Raw genomic sequence first — 22535 nt, forward strand, 5'->3', positions numbered from 1 at the left:
TGCGCCAGCGCGCGGACTCGCGGCCTGGATGCAGCTGCAAGTCGCTGGCGAGCCCTGAGCCTGGCTGTTGATTGCCTAGTAACGAGGATACGGACTGGCACTTTGCGGCGTCTCTTCGCGCATGCTAAGCGCGGAAGAAGACACGGCAATTTTGGGGGCATATCACAGGGCCAGATCGGCATCGCCAGAGTGCGAGGCCCGCTCCCGGCGTAGCCGAGCATCGCAACAAAACCAAAACGCGAGCACGTAGCGATGGCGGCCTGTCGGGAGAGCGATTGTGGCTGGCGTTGCATGCCGAAAAAATCCTAGAGGCGGCGTTTGGCCGCCCCAATCTCAGCCGATGAATTGGCACATCGCTTTCTCTTAGATCAACTCCTAACGTTTGTAGTTGACGAGACGCAAGCTATTGCATTTGGCTTGGCTCACATTCCTCTATCGTCGCGATGACAAGTTGAGATGACTATAGTTCCTGCTCTCGTTCCAGTGAACCTGGATTGTTTCGGTGGCTTTCAAGATGTTCGGAATGAGCCAGACCGTTCGCTTCAGTGCGCATTGGGGTTGGTAGGGCCGTGCATCTTCCGCTTCTCGAAATAGAACGAATTACGAAACAAAACGATGCTACGTCGTCCACTCGATTAGCCGGCCGACCTATCTGGCTAGAGACGGTCGCGTAGACGCCGCGCGCACTTCCTTCTATCAAATGTCTTATGCTCGCTTCTCGATCTTCTCGGCGTCGCGGGTATTCAAGGATCCCATTCGGGCTGCGCACCTTCTTTTCACTGGATGCACGACTCTTGGCAAGAGCACACCTAAGCTCCGCGAGATCCCGAGGCATCTCTAGTGTCCACTGTCGTACTTGCGACATTCCGTGTGGCTCACGACAAGCTCGCTCCGGAATACCCTGATAGATGGCTCGCTTAATTGGCATGGTCCTTGCCAACGGAGCTCTATGAAGCGGTGGACTTACAATCCGCATCTCTAGCCGCTGCGGGTCGTAGCCGCTTTTCTAGAATGCTCCCGTTGAGCAATCCTGTAGCCACATTCGATTACGGAGACAGTGGATGATCGTAGTGAGTGAAATCTATCGTGGTGCGGCGCCATACTACGCTAGGTACGGGCTTTCCTATCCAGACGACCTATTTCGATCATTGGTTCGCCTTTGCCGCCTCTCTAAGAGCAGTCGTGCACTCGATCTTGGTGCCGGCACGGGACAGATCGCTATCCCATTGGCGCGCTCGATCGGGGACGTATTGTTCGTAGACCCCAGTGAGGAAATGGTCCAGGAAGGGAGGCGGGTCGCCAAAGCCGAAGGCATCAAAAACATCGACTTTTTAGTGTCGAGATCTGAAGACCTGGCCGGACCAACCTCGTCGTTTGATATCGCAACACTGGCGGGCTCCTTTCTCTGGATGGATAAGGAGGCGGTGCTGGCAAAGCTCGTCCAAATGCTTAGGCCGAATGGCTGCGTGGCGGTCATGTACCGTGAGCGGGATCGCTCGGAACCTGGCGAATGGTACAACGCCATGTTGAGCGATATCAAAGAGTTCTGGGGAGGAAGTTTTCCGGCGGGTCCCGGAGCCGTTCGGCGTGTACCGACGATGACTTATCCCGAAGTCCTCCGAGCTTCCGATTTCTCTGAGGTGACGGAGCTTCGTCACTACTACGAGCACAGTTGGAGTATTGATGATCTTCTTGGCTACCTCTACTCAACGTCCCTTGCTGCGCCAGGTACCCTCGGACATCGGCGAGACGAGTTTACGACACGTATTCGTCGCTTGCTATTGTCGCTTTCGCCATCTGGCTCCTTTGTGGAACGAGGTCACGTCACGACTTGGCTTGGATATAGATCCTAGGCGTACTTCGAGCATGCTCGAGTAGCACAGCTATTCGGCTTCGCCCAGAGACCCGGGCACGCGGCCTCGCGTACCCGGCTCTTTCGAAGACTGGCCGCCATCACATCGGCTCCTGCGAACGCTGATTTGGCAGTCCAGCGACAACTTGTCGACAGCCACTACTCGGTATCCGCCGCACCTCGCTTTCTGGTGGTTTTGTTTTCTGGGCGAATTCAGGACAGATCCGTTTGGCGCAGCGCTCAAGCGGTCACTTGATAGGTAAGGCCGCCGGTAACAAAACAACGAACAAGCTCGAAAAGGGCCCCGCCCTTAAGTTTTGAGAAGGACTGTCACTGCGGCAGACCAGATCGCGGCCTCAAGAAGGACCAAGGAGACTTTGCATGGACATCGGCATATTGAAGGAAGTCAAACAGGACGAACGCCGTGTTGCGCTCCAGCCGATCCAGGCGAACGCTCTTTCAAGGCTTGACCACAAGATCTATGTTGAGCTCGGAGCTGGCGAAGCGGCTGGATTCCGCGACGAGGATTATCAAGCCAATGGAGCCGAAATGGTGAGCAAGGGCGAGGTCCTTGCCCGAGCCCGGCTCTTGCTCAAGGTGAAAGCTCCACTGCGCTCGGAATATGCTGACTATGCTCCGCATCACATCCTCTTCACGTACTTGCATTTCGATGAGAACTTTCCCGCTCAGGACATATCCGAACTCGTTAGCCGAGGTTTCCAAGGGATCGCCTATGAGTGGGTGGGAAGAGCTGACCGATATCCACTGCTCGAGCCAATGAGCCGACTTACAGGTTATCTGTTCGCCCAAAAGGCATTGGAGTTGTGCTCCCAGGAAAAGGGCGTATTTTGCCCTCGGAATGAGGACTTTCTTCCCGGCGGGCGCGCACTCATTATTGGCGCTGGAAACATCGGTTTGTCCGCGTTCAAATGCTTGTCCGATCTTGGGATTCCGTTGACCGTCGTTGTGTCTCGGAGCGGCGACGATTTCAATCGTAAAGCCAACGTCCGCTTCGGCACTGAACGAATTGACTACATTGGGAAAACCGGCACAAAGACACTCATGATGGACCACGAGTGTCCTTCGCGTACGCAGGAGATGATTGCGGCCGTACTGCCGGAGACCGACATCGTCCTCAATTGTGCGGTGCGTCGTCCATACCTTCCAAAGGAGAAACTGGAATACCTGATCGACCGCAGCATGATTCGAACGATGCAGCAGAGTAGCATTGTCTGCGACTGTACCGCCTGCGATCGAGACCTGATTGAAACCTGCACGTCCTCCTCATTGCTCAACTACTCGTATCGAGAGGAGGACATCGTGCATTACAATTGCGATCATATTCCTTCGCTAGTGGCAAATACCGCGACCCGGCTACTCTCGGAGCGAACGTTCGAGTACATTCGTCATATCGCCAATGTCGGATTCTTTCAGGCGATAACGGAAGATGAAAATCTGCGAAACGGCGTCTGTTGCTGCGCTGGCCACCTGACTCACGCCCTGTCCGCACAAAAGAAAGGGTTGCTCTATCGGCCGGTCGCTGACGTTATTAGAATGTGATCGACCGCGTTTAACCCTGTATCCAAGTGTTACCTAGTCCTGAGTTCGCCCCGGCTTTTGGATCTGCTCGGTGGGGTGCGGTGGAAGCGACGGGAGCTGGCGCGGAGGCTTTGTTACCTGCCACTGCGTATTTCCTCAAAAATGAGTTAGAGTCCGGCCTGAAGAAGGCCGGAAAGATGAAGCGAGCAAGGTTTACGGAAGAGCAGATTGTCGCTGTGTTGAAGGAGTAAGAGGCCGGCGCAAAGACGGCCGACCTGGCTGGCTCGCAAACACGCGATATCCGAGGCGACCTAAGCGAGGGATCCAGCCGAGCTGCGCGTCTTTGCCGCGGCTCTGCTGGAGCGCCGGGGTAGTGTCGTCCTTTGCCGGCCATTGCTCGAGAATTAACCCCCTCCCGTACTGGACCAGGAAAGCCCACCCGAAATGCAGAACGTTGAGCACGCCGTTTGCGCGGGCGATCAATTCGGTCGGAAAGTAATCTCCGATGATCCCGTAGCTGAAGGCGATATTCGAGCCAACCGCCGCCACACTGATTCATGACGCTAGCGACAGGTAAGGTGGATGCAAGATCAGCGCGAGTTCGGCTGCAATGAACACGGCAGCTATGATCGCGAGCACGCTTCAATGTTCTTGCCATGCCGGCGCAGTCAGTCGACGACCGCACCGAGCAGCAACGCGCCGATGTTCGATCTTCCACATCGCTCAGCCAAGCCGCTGCCCACAAGGACTGCAGGGCCCATGCGGATCGGATACATGTTGAAGACATCGGCGCAATTGTCCAGAACCGCCATCCGTATAGACGGTCTTCATAGCTGCGTCTCGCTCTGGAACTAAACGATAGATCACAGCGGCTGTGGTGGCACTGGATGCGGCAAGCACCTCAAATGGACGGCGCCAGCCTATCCAGTTAAGCAACGCCTCGGCTGGTGCAGTTGCCGTCGCGGCGCGCAGTGCATCCAGCATGATCATATAGCCGTTGACGAGCGCCACGCGCTCTCTCGGAAACCAGAGGACAATTGCTTTTGGGCCAGACATGAGGGAAGCTGCGGTGCCACACGCTATCATCGCGCGACCACACCGAAGCGAGGGGAGGCCAGCCGGTTGAGGTCGGGCAGTCGGCCGGCATCAAGCTCGGTCGCGAGCTGATCGTCGAGTTCGGCCTCGCAACCGCGCTCGTGAGGCAGAGCGAGCAGATCGACCATGAGCCGGCAGGCTTTCTTGTCCGGCAGCCGTTCGCGCAGGCGATCGAAGGTTCGGCGGTAGGCATCGCGTGGGAACAGCTGATCACGGTAGACGAGATTGAGCAGCGCCATTGGCTTGCGCCGCAAGGAATGGATCACGCGCCGATCGACGACCTGGTTCGTGCTTGCCAATGGAATGCGGCCGCCCACGCGGCAGGGTGACGAGATGGGTGCCGCCGACGAACACGTCGAGACGAGCGTCGTAAAGGCGCACCCGCAGTTGGTGCCAGATCAAACGCGACGGCGCGGTGTAGAACACCTTGCGCAAGGTGAAGCCGCCGCTTGACGTCACGCGGACAATCACCTCCTCCTAGTCCGAGGTGCGGCGATCTGGCAACCCCTGCAGCGTGGCGCGCTCGTGGTCGATGCGCTTGGTGTTCGGGCATTGCGGCGGCTGACGATCTCGTCGATGAAGCCGCTATAAGCGGCGAGATCATCGAAGTCGGCAGTGCCGCGCAACAGCAGCGCATCGGCGATCGTCCGCTTGAGATGGCCATGGAGCTCTCGATCGCCCCGTTCGCGTGGGCGATGCCGCCATTGTTGCGGGAAGGCCGCATGCCGTAGCGGGCGCAGAGGTCCTCGAACCGCCGGGTCAGATCGTCCCTCCCATTGCAGTCGAGATTGCAGAAGGCGGCCGACAGGCTGTCGGCCCGATGCTCCCGCGGTGCCCCACCGAGCGACCAGAGGGCATTCTGCAGCCCTTCGGCCAGGGCAACGAAGCTCTCGCCACGCACTTCCATCCTGATTGCCGCGCCGCAGCGAAGCATCCCGGCGCACGCGCCTCACTCCTAGGCAGGATGCGAAATTTGGACGGCGTCGCCTACGCTCTTGGGTCGTCAGCTATGAACTATCGTAGTAGACCCAAAGCCAGTCTATCAACGACTACTTGCGAGAGGTCTGACGCGCAGTTCTGCAGATGGGCCGGACGCGGCACCCCTATCTCCGCCGGCCCGAACTTCCAGTTTCGCTTCCCGACTGCCGTCGCGTGTTGTAGCGATTTAAGATCTTACTTCCAAGAGGATGACGAGCCTGGCGTGCAAGAGGCATGCAGCTACAGTAGCGCTCTTGAGCGTCACTCGCGAAGCAGCTGTCGCAGGCCTGCTTTGCTAAGTTCAGCAATCGCGGCCACTGGTTCAGGAGATTGGCAAACCGCTACAACGACGAAGAGCCAAGGTCATTCAGGAAACCCGCAAGATCTTCGAGGACGAGAACATCGCGATCGGCGCCACCTGCGTTCGCGTGCCGGTGCTGCGCGCCCATTGCGAGGCCACCACATTCGAATGCGAGAAGCCGATCAGCGAGGACCGGGTCCCTGCCATCATGCATATTGCACCGACCGTGCAGCGCATACATGCACCATGAACAAGGAGTAGTGGTTGGCTTGCAATGAGGAGCGCGCGGCGCAGACGCGTTTGGTGCCGTCATGTGCTGCTGCGGGCCGTGTGCCATGTACCGTCTTTCTACGCCCTCTTGCTGCTGGACCAGTACGAGACACAGTTCTTTCAAGGAAAGCCGAGCGACTCCGGTGAGGACCGCCATCCGACGATCCTTTGCTCAAAGCAGGATTTCGAACCGAGTACGTTCTGGTGGCCATTGGCGCCATCAGTGGTCTCGGAAACGCTTTTGCCGTATCTGCGGCAACAGCTTCGCTGGGCGCGGAGCACATACCGCGACACGCTGCTCGGCCTGCATCTGCTGCCCGGCCTCGATCGGTACCCCAAGCTCAACGTGGTCGGACAGAACCTCGGACCTCTACTCCTCGCCATCTCATCGCTTGCCGCTCTCGCACAGCTGGGCATTTTGTGCAGTTGGAACTTGAGACACGCGACCCGATAGGCGCACTCGTCCGTTAAGTCGGTTGTCCCAGCGAGGAAGGTGTGCGCACAAGCCGCTCAGCGACTCAAAGAAAGCAGCGGGTGCTCTTAAATTCACTAGACTTGGGAGTCGATTGTTGACTTTGAAGTTCATTACCTTCGCCGGAGCGCCTCGAGAGCGTGGAAGGCAACACGGGGAGATAATGCGATCGGAAATCGCAGAAAGTGCGGAATTCTATTTGAAGCGATTTTGTGTGCGTACGGCAGCGATCAGAAGGCCGTACGAACCGGATCGGAATGTTGGCTTTCCTCCATCGAGAAGCTATCCCGGAGTACGTCGATGAACTGCGAGGCGTCGCCGAAGGGGCCAATCGGCCCGTGAAAAACAGTCATGATGCTCAATATCCGGCACGAACTTTGGCTCCGTCTGATGGCTCGGCGAGCTGTTGATCTGTCGCACTTAGGGGCCATCTGCTTGCATTACCTTCGGAACTGCCGACCGCAGTCGAGCTGGCGACGCGGTTGTATCCCTTCTCCGTTGTAGCGACATCGCCGAACTCGATGAATGATCACACAAGCAGGCAGCAGCGGGCTCAAGAGCTCGCCAACATCGCCGCCGCGACATCGGTGCAGTCGGACAGCAAATAACAACCCTCCAGACAACCAGTTCGGCCGGAGGCCAAATCAGCAGAATCGGGCCCTCAAACTACAAAAGTCCGATCAAGCAAGCTGCTCGGATTGCGTTCTCGTTCTGACTTCTTGGGGACGACCGGGCAACGATCCGAGCTCCGTCGCGATCAAGCTATACAAAATAGGCAAAAGGATCCCTGATCAACGCGCCATAACACCGGTACACCCACGCGACTTCGTAGGCGTCCACAGACAAGACAAACGATGCACGCCGATCGTACACTGCTCCAGGTAAATTTTAGGAACAGCGCGTTTGCGGCGCTTGCGGTAGGTCAACTGAGCCAAGCTTGAACAGAACTCCGCGCCAGCCCACTGTCATGCACCACAAGGGCGAGTGCCTCAGGCAGCCGTCCCAAGTACTACCACAGCTCGACCGTGGGCCGCTTCCACAGCGAAATGGATAACTGCGAATCTCACGCTATGTCTTCGGATTCACGAATCTGAGCCCAGAGCCACGCGACGGGGCTGCGTATCAAGCACCGGCCACGTTGAGGATATCCTTAAAATTTCGTAGGCCGGCACGCGGCGCGTTGATCAAGACGGCCATATTTCCCGGCTTGTGCTGGTTCTTCCACATCCTTGTGTGCGCTCGGGCGATTTCCTCCCACGGGAAGACCTCGCTCATGCAGGGGTCGATGCGACGATCGACTACAAGCCGGTTCGCCGCACTGGCCTGTTTGAGATTGGCAAAATGCGATCCTTGGATTCGTTTCTGGCGCATCCAGACGTACCGGGCGTCGAATGCAATGTTGAGTCCTGTGGTGCCGCCGCAGAACACAACCATGCCACCGCGCTTAACGACGATGGTTGAGACTGGGAATGTCTGCTCACCTGGATGCTCGAACACGATATCCACGTCGCGCTTTCCGGTGACATCCCAGATTGCTCTACCAAACCGCCGAACCTCTTGTATCCAGGTTTTATATTGGGGCGAATCTACCGTGGGCATGGTGCCCCAGCAGTTGAATTCTTTACGGTTAATGACACCCTTGGCGCCGAGTGCCAGAACGTATTCGGCTTTACTCGCTTCGGAAATTATGCCAATCGCGTTAGCACCGGATGCGACTGCGAGTTGCACCCCGAACACTCCCAGTCCGCCCGACGCGCCCCATACTAGCACGTCGTCGCCTGCCTTGAGGACATGGGGCACATGCCCAAACAGCATCCGGTAGGCCGTTGCGAGGGTTAGCGTGTAGCAGGCTGCCTCCTCCCAGGTCAGGTGCTCGGGTTTTGGCATCAACTGTCGTGATTGCACACGGCAGAACTGTGCGAACGACCCGTCCGGGGTGTCATATCCCCAGATCCGCTGGGACTGCGAGAGGAGCGGTTCGCCTCCATTGCAATCCTCGTCATCGCCGTCGTCCTGATTGCAGTGAACGATGATCTCGTCACCGACCTTCCAACGCCGCACCTTTGCTCCTACCGCCCACACAACCCCGGCCGCATCTGACCCGGCAATGTGAAAATGGGATCTGTGCATGTCGAACGGTGAGATTGGCCTGCCCAACCCCGCCCAGATTCCGTTGTAGTTGACGCCGGCGGCCGCCACGAACACGAGTACCTCATGATCGGCAATCGGCCAGGTAGGCACGACCTCAACGAGAATTGAGGCTTCCGGCGGCCCGTGGCGCTCGCGGCGTATGGCCCACGCGTACATGCGGTCGGGGACGTGTCCAAGCGGCGGAATCTCACCGATTTCGTAGAGTTGCTTCCGACAGGATGCTGGTGGTGACAGTTCGTGAGCAATGGCTGACATGGTGACGCTCCCTGGCGATTATGGTCGTTGGTCTCGCACAACACCGATCGGTCCTGCCCCAGACCATCTGGCCTGACCACAGCTCCTCGCCACAACTCAGCAAGGAGTGTGCCATCTGGGGCCCGGGAGATTGAACACGCGTTCGAAAATTGATAGTCCGCTGCGCAGGAGCAACGTACCGTTCTCAGAGGAGCTAGCAGAGCATCCAGAAATGCACACGTGTGTTTCTTTGAAAAGGAAACAATTTCACACGAGGGCAGCGGACTCTCGGTAGAGGCTCCTCCTTCCCGAACCATTGCGCCCAAGTGGTGGCAACGAAGTCCGGGGAAAAGCCCGCTCTCGTCACTTGCCGATCACTTTTGATCGAAATGCCGGCGGCGCGCTTGCCGGTGGAAGCCGAGCACCCGATCACAAGATCGTCTGCAAGCCAGCCCACGTCGCGCCACTGCACGCAGTCGATTTTGCCGAAATCCGCATCGAGCCTGTTGGTCCCGGCCAAGAGATCGAGAAGACCGCGCGCGGCAATGCAGTTCTCATTGCGGAAGCCCGTTCCGGCAGTGAGCTGAACGAGGGCTTTCTTCTTCGGTGTGGCTTTCGTGATCAAGTGGCTTCAGCGCCTGCACGGTGACAATGAAATGGCGTGCGGCCGCGCGGTAAGTGAGCAGCTCGCGATCGATGTTGCGGGCGAGGTCAGCCTCAGAAACGCTGGCGCGGTAGGAAGCGACACCGGCCGATACGCGTTCAAAGCCGCGATAGCCGAACCCCATGCTGACGGCAGAGATGACAGGGACCCCGGCAAAACCGAAAATGATATTTGCGCGGAATCTAAGAGCCAAAACACCCGCACGCTTTGGCTTTGACGAGATAACCCCGGACGCCCCCACCCCACTATGTTCTTCCTACAACGACGAGGCCGCAAGCGGCCCTCCGATGGACGAAAAATCAAATCAGATTCGTCAAAGCGCGGTAAACTCGTCCAGTTCTGCGCAAAGCAATTTGCGCCTATGCGAGCTCTACACATTTTCTAAAGGCGCAAGAGGCGCTGCATTTCTGCATGAAGCTCAGGAACGACGCCGAAATTGCGCGCCTGAGCTATGAGCGCCTATGTGCAAGCAGATTTGACAAAGAGTCTTCGTTACCTGAGAGAGACGGCTATGTCAGTCACATTGAGTGGGGCTCGAATCGCCGAGTCTTGATGCTCTTTCCGTTGAAGCACTCAGCGAGATCGTGAAACAACGCGAGACCGACATTGGAGTGCACTAGCTAGCGCTATCGCCTGCGACCGCGATGAGTATGCGGCATGACCCACCGAGAGCTGCGGCCTTTTTTACAACCGCCCCAATTTAACAATGCTGCTGCTTGGCATCACCGGCCACCAGATGTCCATCAAAATTCGACCTCGCAAGGTCCGTTCCAGGCGATCAAGGACGTGAAGCTTCCGAAGACGGCATGGCGACGATCGGAATTTCTCGTGAAACAGGTCGCCTCTCGAAGGAGAAGAAGCGGCGACTGCTTTGGTCGGCTTAGCAGAGGGCGCAAAATTCCCGCTTCGTTTGCGGGAAAAAGCATTCCTACCGCACGCCTAAGGGACACTGCTCCCGCCGCCGTGCTTTGTCTAGTTCTTCAGGGTGTGCAGCGGCAACGTAGGCATCTGATCTGGCGCGACGGGTTTGCGTGCCAGGCGGTGTCTACAGCGTTCTGAGCCAGCTCATCGTGAGGCACTGTTCTTGGAAGTACATTTGTAGGATGCGTCGATCCATAATCCTCTTTGTGGTCTTTGCAATGATTTGGGTGGCAGGCGGCCGCCACCAGCAGGGTTTCGTGCCGCGCCCGACGACCGCTATGCCAGCGGTCAACGTGCCCTAGCTGGCGATTCTTGCTAAAACAGCAAGATTAGGATTGCCGGTATCCTCGTAAGTTGAAGCACATTCCGCTGTCATATCGGTCGTGACCCAAGCCACGTGCGTTTCCTGCCTTTTGTCACGGACGCCTCTGCGGCTTCACAGGGGTTATTCGCCAATTCGGCCTTGATTTTACCCGGCCTTTGTCACCGAGGAGTTTTGGATTGAACTAACCAGCCAACGCCAGCCTGTTTTCCCGCCTGTTCGACAGTCTCGACGACCCAAGCGGCTCGCGGTAGCTACCCATGACGGGGCTCACATCAGCTATGGCGATCTGATCGCGCGTGCCGCGCAAATGGCGAATGTGCTGGTTGCCCGCGGCGTAAAACCGGGCGACCGCGTCGCGGTGCAGCTGGAAAAATCCGTCACCAATATTGTGCTGTACTTGGCGACCGGGCGCGCCCCGGTCTACCTGCCGCTCAACACCGCCTATACGCTCAATGAGCTCGACTACTTCATCGGCGACGCCGAACCTTCGCTGGTGGTCTGCGATCCCTCCAAGGCCGACGGCCTCGCCCCGATCGCCGCCAAGGTGGAAGCCAGAGTTGAGACGCTCGGTCCTGACGGCAAGGGTTCGTTGACCGAAGCCGCCGCCAAGCAAGCGCCGACTTCACCACCGTCTTGGGAGCAGGCGACGATCTCGCCGCCATCCTCTACACATCCGGCACCACCGGCCGTTCCAAGGACGCGATGCTGACCCACGACAATCGTATTCCTGCGTTGAGGGCCGCCTTGTTTGACGGACGCGAACGCTGCAGGTCCTAGGGGTAATCCTAGGAGAAGCGCTATGACGATTTCGAGGGCGGAGGTGATCACATCGGTCGAGCGGCGGCGCCGGTGGTCGCAGGATGAGAAGGAACGGCTTGTTGCAGCATCGCTCGAGCCCGGAACCTGCGTTTCCGAGGTGGCTCGCATGGCTGGCCTTCATGTAAGCCAGCTGTTCAGGTGGCGCAAAGAGCTTTGCAAGCACGCTGAAGCGAGTATAGCGCCGTTCGTGCCGGTCGAGATTGGGCCGTCTGTGCCGCCGCGGGAGGTGGCCGAAGCGCCGCTGACGACGACGGCGGCGCGTCGACGGAAGAGCCATGGCATCATCGAGATCGACCTTGGTAGCGGGCACCGCATCCGGGTCGATGGCGACGTTGATGGAGACGCCCTGCGTCGCGTTCTCGATGCTTTGGTACGCCGATGATCCCGGTTCCGACGGGCGCGCGCGTGTGGCTTGCGACAGGCTACACGGACATGCGCCGAGGCTTTCCAACGCTGGCACTCCAGGTGCAGGAGGTGCTGCGCAAGGACCCGCTCAGCGGTCATCTGTTTGTCTTCCGCGGTCGCCGAAGCGATCTTGTGAAGGTGATCTGGCACGATGGCCAGGGAGCATGCCTGTTCACTAAAAGGCTGGAGAGAGGGCGGTTCATCTGGCCTTCGGTTGCGGGCGAAGCAGTGACGATCTCTCCGGCGCAGATGAGCTACCTGTTGTCCGGAATCGATTGGCGCAACCCGCAAGAAGCCCAGCGTCCGACGCGGATCGGATAGCCGTTTTGGGTTTGAATCTGCTGCTTGATCTGATTCAATGGCTTCATGATATCGAAGCCGGACGAACTTCCATCGGACCTTGTGAGTGCCCTGGCGGCGCTGCAGGCCGAGCGTGAGGCGCGGCTGCTCGCCGAGGCGGTGGCTGCCAGTGCGCGGGCGGAGTTGTCGGACAACGCGGCGCTGATCGCGCATCTCGAGCTGCGGATCGAGAAGCTCAAGCGCGAACTGTACGGGCAGCGCTCCGAGCGCACGGCGCGTCTGATCGAACAATTGGAATTGGAACTCGAAGAACTCGCCACCACGGCGAGCGAGGATGAGCTTGCGGCTCAGGCCGCGGCGGCGAAGACCCAGAGCGTGCGCGCCTTCACGCGCAAGCGGCCGGTACGCAAGCCCTGGCCGGACGACATCGAACACGAGCGCATCGTTATCGAGGCTCCGACGAGCTGCGCCTGCTGCGGCGGATCGCGGCTCGCGAAGATCGGCGAGGATGTGACCAAGACGCTGGAGGAGATCCCGCGCCGCTTCAAGGTCATCGAGACAGTGCGCGAGAAGTTCACCTGCCGCGATTGCGAGAAGATCAGCCAGCCGCCGGCGCCGTTCCACGCGACGCCGCGCGGCTTCATCGGCCCACAATTGCTGGCGACGATTCTGTTCGACAAGTTCGGCATGCACATCCCGCTCAATCGCCAGAGTGCGCGCTTTAAGGCCGAGGGGATCGACCTGCCATTGTCGACGCTGGCCGACCAGGTCGGCCACGGGACCTTCGCCGTCATGCCGCTCTTCCACTTGATCGAACGCCATGTGCTTGCTGCCGAGCGCCTGCATGGCGACGACACCACCATCCGCATCCTGGCGAAGGGCAAGTGCAAGACCGGTCGGATCTGGACATATGTGCGGGATGACCGGCCCTTCGCCGGGCCAGCGCCACCGGCGGCGGTCTATTACGCCTCGAGCGACCGTCGAGGCGAGCATCCACAGAAGCATCTGGCCGCCTTCGCCGGTATCCTGCAAGCTGATTGCTACAACGGCTTCGAGCCGTTGTTCGATCCGCAGAAGAAGGTGCTGCCGGCTACGCCGGCGTTTTGCTTCGCCCATGCGCGGCGGGGCTTCTTCGAGCTGGCCGACATCGAGAAGAACGCCCGGGAAGGCCACAGGGGCAAACCGGTCTCGCCGATCGCGTTGGAGGCGGTCAGACGCCTCGACGCTTTGTTCGAGATCGAGCGCGCCATCAACGGCCGCGGCGCCGACGAGCGGTGCGCCGTGCGCCAGGAAAAGAGCAAGCCGCTTCTCGAGGACATGCATGCCTGGCTGCTCCTCGAGCGCGAACCCCTCTCGCGCTCCTCCGAGGTCCTGAAGCCCATGAATTACATGCTCAGGCGCTGGGACGACTTCGCCCGCTTTCTCGATGATGGCAGGATCTGCTTGACCAACAATTGTGCTGAGCGCGCATTGAGAGGCATCGCCCTGGGAAGGCGCAATTGGACCTTCGCCGGCAGCCTGCGCGGTGCCGACCGCGCCGCCATCATGCTGACGATGATCACCACCTGTCGTCTCAACGATGTCGATCCCAAGGCCTGGCTCGCCGATATCGTCGCCCGTATCGCCGATCTTCCCGTATCGCGTCTGCACGAACTGCTGCCCTGGGAATGGAAGCTCCTCCGCCAAGGCGACACTCCCGCCGATCAGCAGGCTGCCTGATCTTCACGCAACGCCCTTCATAGAGCTCGTCGCGCTCGCGCGCATGCGTCAATCAGGCGGCCTTCGTCGTATGCGTACCGACAATCTGGCGGGGAACTCGCTGAGCCTGTTGGCTTCTGGCGCTTTACCGACAAGGATGTGCTGATCCAGACGCTGCCGATCTACCGTACGCACAGCTCAGTGCGCGCCACCGATCCCGAGACCGGCAAGGAATTGCCGCGCGAGGAGATCGGTATGACGAGGTCAAGGGCCCGAACGTGTTGAAGGGATATTGGCGCATTCCGGAGAAGACCAAAGCCGAAGTTCATGACGACCGTTTCTTCATCACCGGCGATCTCGGAAAGATCGACGGCGAGGGCTACGTCAACATCCTCGGTCGCGGCATGGATCTTGTCATCTCCGGCGGCTTCAACGTCTATCCGAAGGAAATCGAAAGCGAGATCGACGCCATGCCGGGCGTGATCGAGTCCGCCGTGATCGGCGTGCCGCACGCCCATCTCGGCGAGGGCGTCACCGCGGAGCTGGTCTGCAACAAGAGCACCGAGATCAGCGAAGCCTCGCCGCTGAAGGCGCTCGAGGGCCGCCTGATGCCAAGCTTGTTAAATATCAAGTTGACCCGGGCGCTTCGCATCGAACTGAAACACGGGGGTGCAAGCGCGTGGGGCCGGCTGACCGATCCCCCACGCCCACTACGCGGCTTCAGTTCGAAAATCGTCCTTGGCTACGCGCTTGGCCGCGACGAAGAGGAGATCGCCAATGACGTCTACATTATAGGGATTTTCATCCAAACCTCGTTTCCAATCAAACGGCCAACTCCTAAGGAAGGAGGACGAGCAAGGCGTCCTATGTGATCGCTTGGCCCGCAAGGGATAAAAAAAGGCCTCGCTCGGGGATGGTCGAGCGAGGCGACACCTTCAAATCGCGAAAAAGGGATATCGTCAATCGGAGACTTGCTTCGAAACCCGCACCTATTTTTGGTGCAGCCCCCTCGTGCTAGAATGTCCTGTTCAGGTTGCCTTGTTCTTTGCGACGTGACTCGCAACCGCGTCCATCAGCGCCGGCGACAGGCAGTCATAAGGCTCAAGTCCAAGCTCCTGGAACCGAGCCCGTATTCCGCCCATCTGCTCCGGCTTCACGCCCGTGCGTCGAAAGGTAAGGAAAGACGCTATCAAATAGATGATCACGTCGATAGCAATCGTAGTCGCAATATTCTTTCTGTGTTGCCACATCTCGCACGTAACCTGAACCTAAGGACCGACAATATTCCGTGCAGGCACTGTCTCCGCGAGGGGTTCTATGGTTCACGAGTATGAATTTCATAGCGCGGCCCTTTTCGAGTCTCGGCCTTCGGCTAAGTTACAGTATGAAGTGTCGCGCCGCTCTCGACCCACGGCGGACCATCTGTGCTCGATCAAAACCGTCCTGGTCCTTCCGAGCTCATGAAGGCCGCATCTGCCGTCGGAATTGCGCCTATTACAGCTCCACCTTCTGCGGCGCGACCTGGCGTATGCTTGTGCGGCTTCTTGCCGCCTAACCCAGCATTACCAAGAGGCGCTACTGCACACTCGAAAAGAAGTTTGTGCATGATTTTCTGCACCTTCCCTCAGAGGGTGTTTGGTACTAGGTGCTAGGTATCAAGCTGCTCGCAACCAGCGAAGCCATTTGTAGTCGACCTCCCGGCGCGCGTTGAAGCGGTCGACGCATTTCTTGGAGCACAGGGCCGTTCGCCACCAGTAGTAGCGGATCAACCCGAACTTTCCACCGCATATCGCACAGCACTTCACTGAGCTGTGGCGTGAAGCATGGAAGCTGCTGCTCATTCTCGCCTCCTATGGGCATTACGTGGATGACCCCCGCAGTTTCTTCTCCGCGACACAACGCTGCACGCGACGTCGGCCATGCCGGTTCTCGCAGCACGCACGTATACCGAGCGCAAGAGTTCGGCTCTGAATTACGCCCCATTGACACAGCTCCGCGTACGCGGGCGTGTTTCGCTGGCAGACACGTGAACAAGGGACTTGCAAGGCAATAGGGCTGCCAAAACTTCGCCGCCCTCTATCCTCCGCCACAACGACGCTCGCGCGGGTGGTTGAGGCTTTACCGTGACGGCGAGCGGAGCGGCCACTTGTGGCGGTAAGACCACGCGTTCTTCCACACCGATTGACATTTTGTCACTTCATGACGTTTTGTCAACAGAAAATTTTCGTTGAGAATGGCTGAGGGAGACCGATCACACTCACGAGATCGTGAGGTTACGTCCACACTACGGCACGGTCACACGAGCAGCATCCGATCCGTCACGTCGGCGGTTTTTGGAGCTCGGAAATTCTCAAGTCTATCGCGCAGCGACTTGTGCCTGAGATGCGTTCGACGTTCATCGAATGATGGCCTGATCAGACTGCCGACCTGAGGCGAGGGACAATCAGGCAATCAGGCCGTGTGACGGCCAATACACAACCTGCTATTTAGCGGATCGAGCAGGACTTGGTGGGACGCAAGTGGGACGCAACTTGCATCGGAAGCTCTCGATTGAGCCGACACCTTTCGCCGTTGCTTCGGGTGGAGAGCGGCTGGATCGCTGGATCCGACGCCAATCTCAGAAGTCTAGTTTCGAGGCTAAGCGATGCTGAATGATCTAGATTAGCAGATCCCGCTTCGGTTCGTTGTTGGATTGGGTCGTTCAGAACATTCCTCTTTAACCACACTTCACGTCTTTATGTGACCGATTGACCACTTCTCGATTTAGGCGAGTTCGATAGCGCCTAAGCCCGTTATGGGCCTTCTTTAATCCGTGTGATCAAATTGGTGGCGTCAGGATTACGTTGTCGATAAGCCGCGTTGAGCCAACGTAAGCAGCGACACAAAGAGCAGCGGGGCGCCATAGAGGGGCCCCGGCGGGCTTAAGTGTATCAGCGTCGACAAGCTCAAGATACTGCAAGCGATCGACTGAATCTAAGAACTTCTGGGCGGCCGCAATCAGCTTTCCCACGTCCCGTTCTCCTGAGCGAAACCGTTCTTCTTCGGCGAACAGGCCGCGGCTGATACAAAGAGCGCCGATGCTCCTCCGCGTTCAGATACCGGTTCCGACTGCTCATTGCGAGCCCATCAATTTCCCGCACCGTTGGTACGGTGACGATCTGGACCGGAAGGTTGAGATCAACCGCCATGCGACGCACGATAGCACACTGCTGAAAATCCTTCTGTCCGAAGAACGCAACATCCGGCTGCACCATATTGAAGAGCTTGCAGACGACAGTTGCGACGCCGCGAAAGTGCCCAGGCCTGAACGCTCCGCAGATGGCTTTGCGAGCTCGCCCGGTTCGACAAAGGTCTCAAAGTGAGTAGCATAAACTTCCTGGACGTCCGGCACAAAGACGATCGCAACACCGGCTTCCAGACACAGCTTTTTATCGCGCAGAAAGTCACGCGGATAGGTACTAAGATCCTCGTTTGCTCCGAACTGCGTCGGGTTGACAAAAATACTCGTGATCGTGACATCGCATTGCGACTGACTCGCCTTCAACAGCGCTAGATGGCCATCATGCAGATAGCCCATGGTCGGCACGAAACCGACGCGTTTGTCACCGCGATCCCGCGCGAGGACGTGACGAAGCTCAACCAAAGTCGTGACTGTTTGCATGTCGAAGTCTACGTGAGGTTTGAACCGGAAGGGACCGAGCTGACAAGGACCGACGATGCAGGCGTAGTCCGACCCGCGTCATCCTCGCGCCGTGCTCGGTGCGGTCAGGGCGGCCTGGCAACGTCGGAGCCACCCGCAAGGCAAGCGCGAGGGCCGGCCTTGACCGCCCCTGCGCGCAAACGCGATCGACGGTTCTGCGGGCCGGGACGAAGGAACGGCCCTTGGCTCGACCAAAGGAACTGCGCGATATCTGGAGCATGCGATGACGTAACCCTATCAACAGTTTCCAGCCGAGGTCTGCGAGAGGATGAGAAGAGATGGACTCGTTCTTCCGAGCGCGTGCGAACACTGGTGACCCAAATGGCCCGATCGAGGCCTGTAAGCTAATGAGAACGCACGCGCGCTGATATCCATGATGGCCCGGGGCAAATACTCCAATCAACGGCCGGATAGATTAATGCAAGACCGCTCACCGCCAGCGCGGCGAAACCATTTGCAAGGCACGTACGGACCATACCTGGGGTCAGCGCATTTGCAGATGTCAGCACCCGCGGGGCCTCGGTGCTCAAGGCCTTCCGGGCGACTTTGTCGGATGCTGCCGCGACCTGCGTCGACATTTCTGCGACGAGACGATTTGGATGGACGACGTTTTTGCGGCAGCCGGCTTGTTCATGAAATCGCCGTGGAGGCAGTGACAAGTGCCCGGCAGCGCCCAGCGCTTTGCCGCAGGTATGAAATGACAACCAGATTCTCGCGCCCCTCACATGAGCCGGTAAGTCCTCGTCCATGCTTGCCGTGCACGCCTGTGGCATGCGCCTCATCCACCATCAGGAACGCGTCGTGCCGGTCCGCGAATGCAACCAGGTCATCAAGGGGCGCGAAATCGCTATCCATACTGTAGAGACTTTCGACGACGATCCAGATGCGCCCCATTCCAACCTGTGCTCGCCATTCACGGATTCTGTCTTCGACCGGTAGGGCATCATTATGCGCGCTTATCCGAAACTCGGCCCGCCCTGCGCGCGCGCCTTCGTGGATGCTCCCGTGCACGAGAGAATCAAGAACGAGTAGATAGCCCCGCTGCGGCGGCCTTGTGAGGACAGAAAAATTTGCGACATAACCGATGGCAAGAAAGAGCGTCGTCTCGGCCCCAAAGAACTTGGCAGCTTCTCCTTCAAGGCATTCGTGTTCCTCGCAATTGCGGCGCAGAAGCCGCGACCCGCCGGCACCAGTTGGTGTACCGGCCTCAATTGCTGCGGCAACAGCTTTTTTCATACGCGGAGCATTCGCGAGCGCCAGATGATCATTTGATGCAAAATCAATCCCTCTGCGAGGCTTGAGGCTCCGCAAGCTGTTGTCTTCTTTCAGATCATTCAGGGCCCGAACGCAACGATCTACTTTGCCGTTATGAGCTGGTTTCACTGCTCACTCCAGGCGCGCTACTAAAGACGAAGGCCCGCCAGTGCACATTTCAGCCCGACCGCAGACGATTATCTCTATCGACCAACACGGTGCGCGGTCTGAACCTTCTTGCTTCCTCCTCATCAAAAGAGGCATACGCAAGGTGATGAGCTTGTCTCCCGGCATTGCGACTCGTGCACGCCATGCTGCAGCCATGCAGAAACGGGTCGCACCCGCGTCCTTGGCGCGTTGCGCGGCCGCCACCACCTCCGTCAGATCCATAAGTCGGGAGAGCCTTCACGCCGGTGTCATAATGGCCAGTCTGTGAACATAGCCACAAACTTCCGGGCAGCCTCCAGTTTTGATGCTAAGCGGGCTTGCCGTTTCCACGTAGTTTGGATCGAAGTTCTCGCGATGGACGGTCTGCGCCTGCAGTACTAGGTCGGGAACGGCTGGCCATAAGAGTGTTTCGGCCTCAGTGCGCTGCCAGCAGTTCCAGGCTGGCGGGCTTTTGACGCTGTCATTTCCGTCTACTCCCACAGCAGCTGCCATAGACTCACTTCGCAATATGCAACGATCGCCTAGCGCAACCACAGGTGATAACAGATCTTGTCCCGAGGAAGAAAATCGCCAACTTCCCTTCGGGCGCGGACATCATGCGAACTTTGCTACTTTGACGCAGAATGTCGTCGCCTGTGTCTTTGCGCTACGAGCTGAGCGCAATCGCGCCTCTGCGTGCGCGGACGCTCTCGATCGCAGTGGGAGTACACCCGCTCGATAGAGCTTAAAGGGGCTGCAGTCGTTGCGATGGGCGCGATACTGAGGTAGGTATGCGCGCCACTCGCGAGATCACGACTACCATCCATGATACGGCACATTGTCTTTTTCACCGCCAAGGATAAGGCTCACGTCGATGAAGTGATCGAAGGCCTATTGGTTCTCACAACTATCCCATACGCACGCCGGCTTGAGATTGATCGCAATCGAAAGAGTGATCAGATCGGTAACGAAATAGACATCGTCGTCTATGGTGAGTTTGATAGCGAGACGGATCTCGCCGCCGACAAAACGCATCGTTATATCAGGAGTCGATCAGGCGGGTCCGACCACTCCGAGAGCTGCGGTTCGCTGCCGACTACAACGTATCAGTGGACGCGCGCTCTGCCGGCGTGGTCGCGAAAAGCGAAGCTATCCGGTGCACCATTTCACCAGCGGGGGTTAATTTGTTAGCCTATCTGAAGCGCGTCCGGATCCGTAGACGCGCGTCGCCGGTTGGAAAGAACAATCGACGCGCGGCTAACAACATACAACATTGCTGACCGACAGCTCGATGTACGTCCTCGAACTGCAGTGGATTGATCCTGTTGCTGCGATGCGACGCCTAGCCCATCGACCTCACCTCACGTTTCTGGACAGCGCAGCAATGCATGAGTCGCTGGGGCGCTACTCATATCTAACCTGCGACCCCTTCGGCACTTATGTGATCGTCGACGGAGGCGCGAGCTACAATGGAGTGGCACTCGAGGGCGATCCATGGACCACTCTTCGCTCCCTTCTCGGTAGCTTTCCGCAAGAGCATTGCGCACACCTTCCGCCGTTCCAGGGAGGCGCGGCAGGCTTCTTTGCCTATGATCTGAACAGGACATTGGAGCGGTTGCCACTTGCCGCCGTTTGTGATCAGCGCCTGCCCGACTCCATGCTGCATTTCTATGACGTGGTAGTAAGCTTCGACCATCACGAAAACAGATGTTGGTTAGTTTCTACTGGATGGCCTGAGCAGGTCCCCGCGCATCGAATGGAGCGTTCGCGTCGTCGTGCCGATGAATTTACTGGCCTACTTGTGGGCCCGGAACCAGCGCGAGTTTTCGTCCCTAACACAGTCGGTGCATGGCACTCCAACTTCAGTCGCGAAGGCTACATTGGGGCGGTGCAGCGCGTGATCGACTTAATTCTGGCTGGAGACATATTCCAAGCTAACATCGCGCAACGCTTCAGCGCTGGGCTGTCCACGTCATTTGATGCGGTCGCCTTCTACTGCCAACTGCGCAAGCTGAACCCTGCCCCCTTTGCTGCGCTCCTGCGCTATGGCAAGCTCACTATTGCATCCAGCTCGCCGGAGCGATTCATACGACTCAATGGCCTAGAGGTCGAAACGCGCCCCATCAAAGGCACGATCGCCCGTTCCGCGGATCGCAATGTAGATCAGCGCCGCGCACGAATCCTCGTTGCGTCCGAAAAGGACCGCGCCGAAAATATTATGATAGTCGATCTTCTGCGTAGTGATCTGTCACGCGTGTGCATCCCGGACTCGATTGAAGTTGCGGCACTGTGCAGCCTGGAATCCTACGCCTCGGTGCACCATCTCGTGTCCATCGTCAGGGGGCAGCTTGAGCGAGAAGAAGACGCCGTGACTCTTCTTCGAGCTTGCTTTCCCGGCGGCTCAATCACCGGAGCCCCAAAAGTACGAGCGATGGAAATCATTACGGAGATCGAACGTATCGCGCGGCAGGTTTATTGCGGCGCTATCGGCTTCATTGGTTTTAATGGTCAGATGGACACGAATATTGCGATCCGCACCGTAGCTATCGATGACGATGTCGCCGTGCTTCATGCTGGGGGCGGGATAACGGCAATGTCAGACCCAGAGGGCGAATATCAGGAGACGCTTGCGAAAGCACAACGGATCTTCGATGCATTCAGGTCTGTAACATCCGGTGCATCTTGATTGTCATCATCGACAACTACGATTCCTTTGTCTTTAATATTGCGCGCTACTTCCGCAGGCTCGGTGAGTCAACGGAGGTTGTCCGGAATGACGCGATCAGCATAGGGCAAATTCTTGAGCTCAAGCCGCGCGCAGTAGTGGTCTCACCAGGCCCGTGCGCTCCGGAGGACTCAGGCATATCGACAACGATTGTCCGCGAACTTTCTGGTCGCATTCCGATCCTTGGCATTTGTCTGGGACATCAATGCATCGGGAGCATTTTCGGCGGACGGGTGGTTCGTGCACGGCGCCCTATGCATGGTCGGTGCTCGTACGTGACGCACAACAACCGTGGGCTCTTTAGAGATCTTCCGTCTCCACTTTGTGTCGGGCGCTACCATTCTCTTGTAGCCGAATTCGATAAGGAATCTGCACCCAGCCTCACTGTAGCGGCGCGCTCCGAGGAGGGCGAGATCATGGCTCTCACGCATCGTTGTCACCCCACATACGGCGTGCAGTTTCACCCGGAATCAATACTCACCGAACAAGGGCACGTGCTGTTTACGAACTTCTTGCGGATCGCAGAGACCTTCTAAAGGAGTTCTCGTTATCTCACGACGCTCACCTTTTTTGGCAGAGCCCAAGTCGAACTCGGCCATCGCCCGGCGGACGGTGACGCAACTCGTCTGGCGACAAGCTTTCGGTGCGGCGCGACCTCTTAGTGCGATCTGCGCCCTTTCTCAAT

12 protein-coding genes and 10 pseudogenes are annotated in these 22535 nt (G+C 58.2%); 12 read left to right on the forward strand and 10 right to left on the reverse strand.

Annotation, left to right across the window (positions count from 1 at the left end):
- The first annotated feature begins 1061 nt into the window (after positions 1-1061).
- Both ACVIN2_RS14255 and ACVIN2_RS14260 read left to right on the forward strand, forming a co-directional pair.
- Positions 1062-1853, forward strand: coding sequence for a class I SAM-dependent methyltransferase (locus ACVIN2_RS14255; RefSeq protein WP_456766059.1), 792 nt, complete (start codon positions 1062-1064; stop codon positions 1851-1853).
- A 380-nt stretch (positions 1854-2233) separates the two neighbouring features.
- Entirely contained in the window at positions 2234-3412 is a 1179-nt protein-coding gene (locus tag ACVIN2_RS14260) for a hypothetical protein (RefSeq protein ID WP_456766060.1), read from the forward strand.
- 702 nt (positions 3413-4114) lie between these two features.
- On the opposite strand, the gene ACVIN2_RS14265 is transcribed toward ACVIN2_RS14260, so the two are convergent.
- Both ACVIN2_RS14265 and ACVIN2_RS14270 read right to left on the reverse strand, forming a co-directional pair.
- A complete protein-coding gene (locus ACVIN2_RS14265) occupies positions 4115-4402 on the reverse strand; it encodes a hypothetical protein (protein WP_456766061.1) in 288 nt (95 codons plus the stop codon).
- 104 nt (positions 4403-4506) lie between these two features.
- A pseudogene (locus tag ACVIN2_RS14270) lies at positions 4507-5381 on the reverse strand (IS21 family transposase); the annotation flags it as partial.
- Between the two features lie 425 nt (positions 5382-5806).
- Here ACVIN2_RS14270 and ACVIN2_RS14275 point away from each other — a divergent pair.
- Both ACVIN2_RS14275 and ACVIN2_RS14280 read left to right on the forward strand, forming a co-directional pair.
- Positions 5807-5997: pseudogene (locus ACVIN2_RS14275) on the forward strand (Asd/ArgC dimerization domain-containing protein); the annotation flags it as partial.
- A 29-nt stretch (positions 5998-6026) separates the two neighbouring features.
- Positions 6027-6453, forward strand: a pseudogene (locus ACVIN2_RS14280) (chitooligosaccharide synthase NodC); the annotation flags it as partial.
- 284 nt (positions 6454-6737) lie between these two features.
- Here ACVIN2_RS14280 and ACVIN2_RS14285 read toward each other — a convergent pair.
- The 4 genes from ACVIN2_RS14285 to ACVIN2_RS14300 all read right to left on the reverse strand — a co-directional run bounded on the left by ACVIN2_RS14285 (position 6738) and on the right by ACVIN2_RS14300 (position 9749).
- Positions 6738-6860 (reverse strand): hypothetical protein, encoded by a 123-nt coding sequence (locus ACVIN2_RS14285; protein ID WP_456766062.1) that lies wholly within the window; start codon positions 6858-6860, stop codon positions 6738-6740.
- Between the two features lie 769 nt (positions 6861-7629).
- The gene (ccrA, locus tag ACVIN2_RS14290; RefSeq protein WP_456766063.1) at positions 7630-8913 is read right to left on the reverse strand and encodes a crotonyl-CoA carboxylase/reductase; all 1284 of its coding nucleotides are present in this window, start codon (positions 8911-8913) and stop codon (positions 7630-7632) included.
- A gap of 193 nt (positions 8914-9106) precedes the next feature.
- Positions 9107-9517, reverse strand: a complete 411-nt coding sequence (locus ACVIN2_RS14295; RefSeq protein WP_456766064.1) for a hypothetical protein — start codon at positions 9515-9517, stop codon at positions 9107-9109.
- The gene (locus tag ACVIN2_RS14300; protein ID WP_456766065.1) at positions 9447-9749 is read right to left on the reverse strand and encodes a hypothetical protein; all 303 of its coding nucleotides are present in this window, start codon (positions 9747-9749) and stop codon (positions 9447-9449) included. The genes ACVIN2_RS14295 and ACVIN2_RS14300 overlap by 71 nt, the downstream gene beginning before the upstream one ends.
- Before the next feature lie 1253 nt (positions 9750-11002).
- Between ACVIN2_RS14300 and ACVIN2_RS14305 the strand changes: the two are divergent.
- The 5 genes and pseudogenes from ACVIN2_RS14305 to ACVIN2_RS14325 form a co-directional block, all read left to right on the forward strand.
- Positions 11003-11522, forward strand: a pseudogene (locus tag ACVIN2_RS14305) (AMP-binding protein); the annotation flags it as partial.
- 79 nt (positions 11523-11601) lie between these two features.
- A complete protein-coding gene (gene tnpA / locus ACVIN2_RS14310) occupies positions 11602-12003 on the forward strand; it encodes an IS66-like element accessory protein TnpA (RefSeq protein WP_456766066.1) in 402 nt (133 codons plus the stop codon).
- Positions 12000-12347, forward strand: coding sequence for an IS66 family insertion sequence element accessory protein TnpB (gene tnpB / locus ACVIN2_RS14315; protein WP_231188510.1), 348 nt, complete (start codon positions 12000-12002; stop codon positions 12345-12347). The genes tnpA and tnpB overlap by 4 nt, the downstream gene beginning before the upstream one ends.
- A 45-nt stretch (positions 12348-12392) precedes the next feature.
- Complete coding sequence (gene tnpC / locus ACVIN2_RS14320; protein ID WP_456766067.1) at positions 12393-14045, forward strand: IS66 family transposase; 1653 nt, start codon at positions 12393-12395, stop codon at positions 14043-14045.
- A gap of 177 nt (positions 14046-14222) precedes the next feature.
- Positions 14223-14632 (forward strand): annotated as a pseudogene (locus ACVIN2_RS14325) (malonyl-CoA synthase); the annotation flags it as partial.
- 420 nt (positions 14633-15052) lie between these two features.
- Here ACVIN2_RS14325 and ACVIN2_RS14330 read toward each other — a convergent pair.
- From ACVIN2_RS14330 to ACVIN2_RS14345, 4 pseudogenes are all read right to left on the reverse strand, one after another.
- Positions 15053-15187, reverse strand: a pseudogene (locus ACVIN2_RS14330) (S-(hydroxymethyl)glutathione synthase); the annotation flags it as partial.
- Positions 15188-16842: 1655 nt separating this feature from the next.
- A pseudogene (gene panC, locus ACVIN2_RS14335) lies at positions 16843-17685 on the reverse strand (pantoate--beta-alanine ligase).
- Between the two features lie 695 nt (positions 17686-18380).
- Positions 18381-19107, reverse strand: a pseudogene (locus ACVIN2_RS14340) (aminotransferase class I/II-fold pyridoxal phosphate-dependent enzyme); the annotation flags it as partial.
- Positions 19108-19284: 177 nt separating this feature from the next.
- A pseudogene (locus ACVIN2_RS14345) lies at positions 19285-19638 on the reverse strand (biotin synthase BioB); the annotation flags it as partial.
- A 312-nt stretch (positions 19639-19950) separates the two neighbouring features.
- Here ACVIN2_RS14345 and ACVIN2_RS14350 point away from each other — a divergent pair.
- The 3 genes and pseudogenes from ACVIN2_RS14350 to ACVIN2_RS14360 all read left to right on the forward strand — a co-directional run.
- Positions 19951-20240, forward strand: a pseudogene (locus tag ACVIN2_RS14350) (Dabb family protein); the annotation flags it as partial.
- Positions 20241-20416: 176 nt separating this feature from the next.
- The gene (gene pabB, locus ACVIN2_RS14355) at positions 20417-21811 is read left to right on the forward strand and encodes an aminodeoxychorismate synthase component I (RefSeq protein WP_456769719.1); all 1395 of its coding nucleotides are present in this window, start codon (positions 20417-20419) and stop codon (positions 21809-21811) included.
- Positions 21808-22386: an anthranilate synthase component II gene (locus ACVIN2_RS14360; protein WP_456766068.1), complete on the forward strand. Its 579-nt coding sequence runs from the start codon at positions 21808-21810 to the stop codon at positions 22384-22386. The genes pabB and ACVIN2_RS14360 overlap by 4 nt, the downstream gene beginning before the upstream one ends.
- Positions 22387-22535 lie beyond the last annotated feature (149 nt).

The sequence above is a fragment of the Bradyrhizobium sp. USDA 3650 genome, assembly GCF_054057395.1.

Bases quoted from the DNA above. Each gene is read 5' to 3' on its own strand.
- ACVIN2_RS14260 (WP_456766060.1), top strand. From the start codon at position 2,234: ATGGACATCGGCATATTGAAGGAAGTCAAACAGGACGAACGCCGTGTT.
- pabB (WP_456769719.1), top strand. From the start codon at position 20,417: ATGTACGTCCTCGAACTGCAGTGGATTGATCCTGTTGCTGCGATGCGA.
- ACVIN2_RS14255 (WP_456766059.1), top strand. From the start codon at position 1,062: ATGATCGTAGTGAGTGAAATCTATCGTGGTGCGGCGCCATACTACGCT.
- tnpB (WP_231188510.1), top strand. From the start codon at position 12,000: ATGATCCCGGTTCCGACGGGCGCGCGCGTGTGGCTTGCGACAGGCTAC.
- ccrA (WP_456766063.1), bottom strand. From the start codon at position 8,913: ATGTCAGCCATTGCTCACGAACTGTCACCACCAGCATCCTGTCGGAAG.
- ACVIN2_RS14285 (WP_456766062.1), bottom strand. From the start codon at position 6,860: ATGACTGTTTTTCACGGGCCGATTGGCCCCTTCGGCGACGCCTCGCAG.
- tnpC (WP_456766067.1), top strand. From the start codon at position 12,393: ATGATATCGAAGCCGGACGAACTTCCATCGGACCTTGTGAGTGCCCTG.
- tnpA (WP_456766066.1), top strand. From the start codon at position 11,602: ATGACGATTTCGAGGGCGGAGGTGATCACATCGGTCGAGCGGCGGCGC.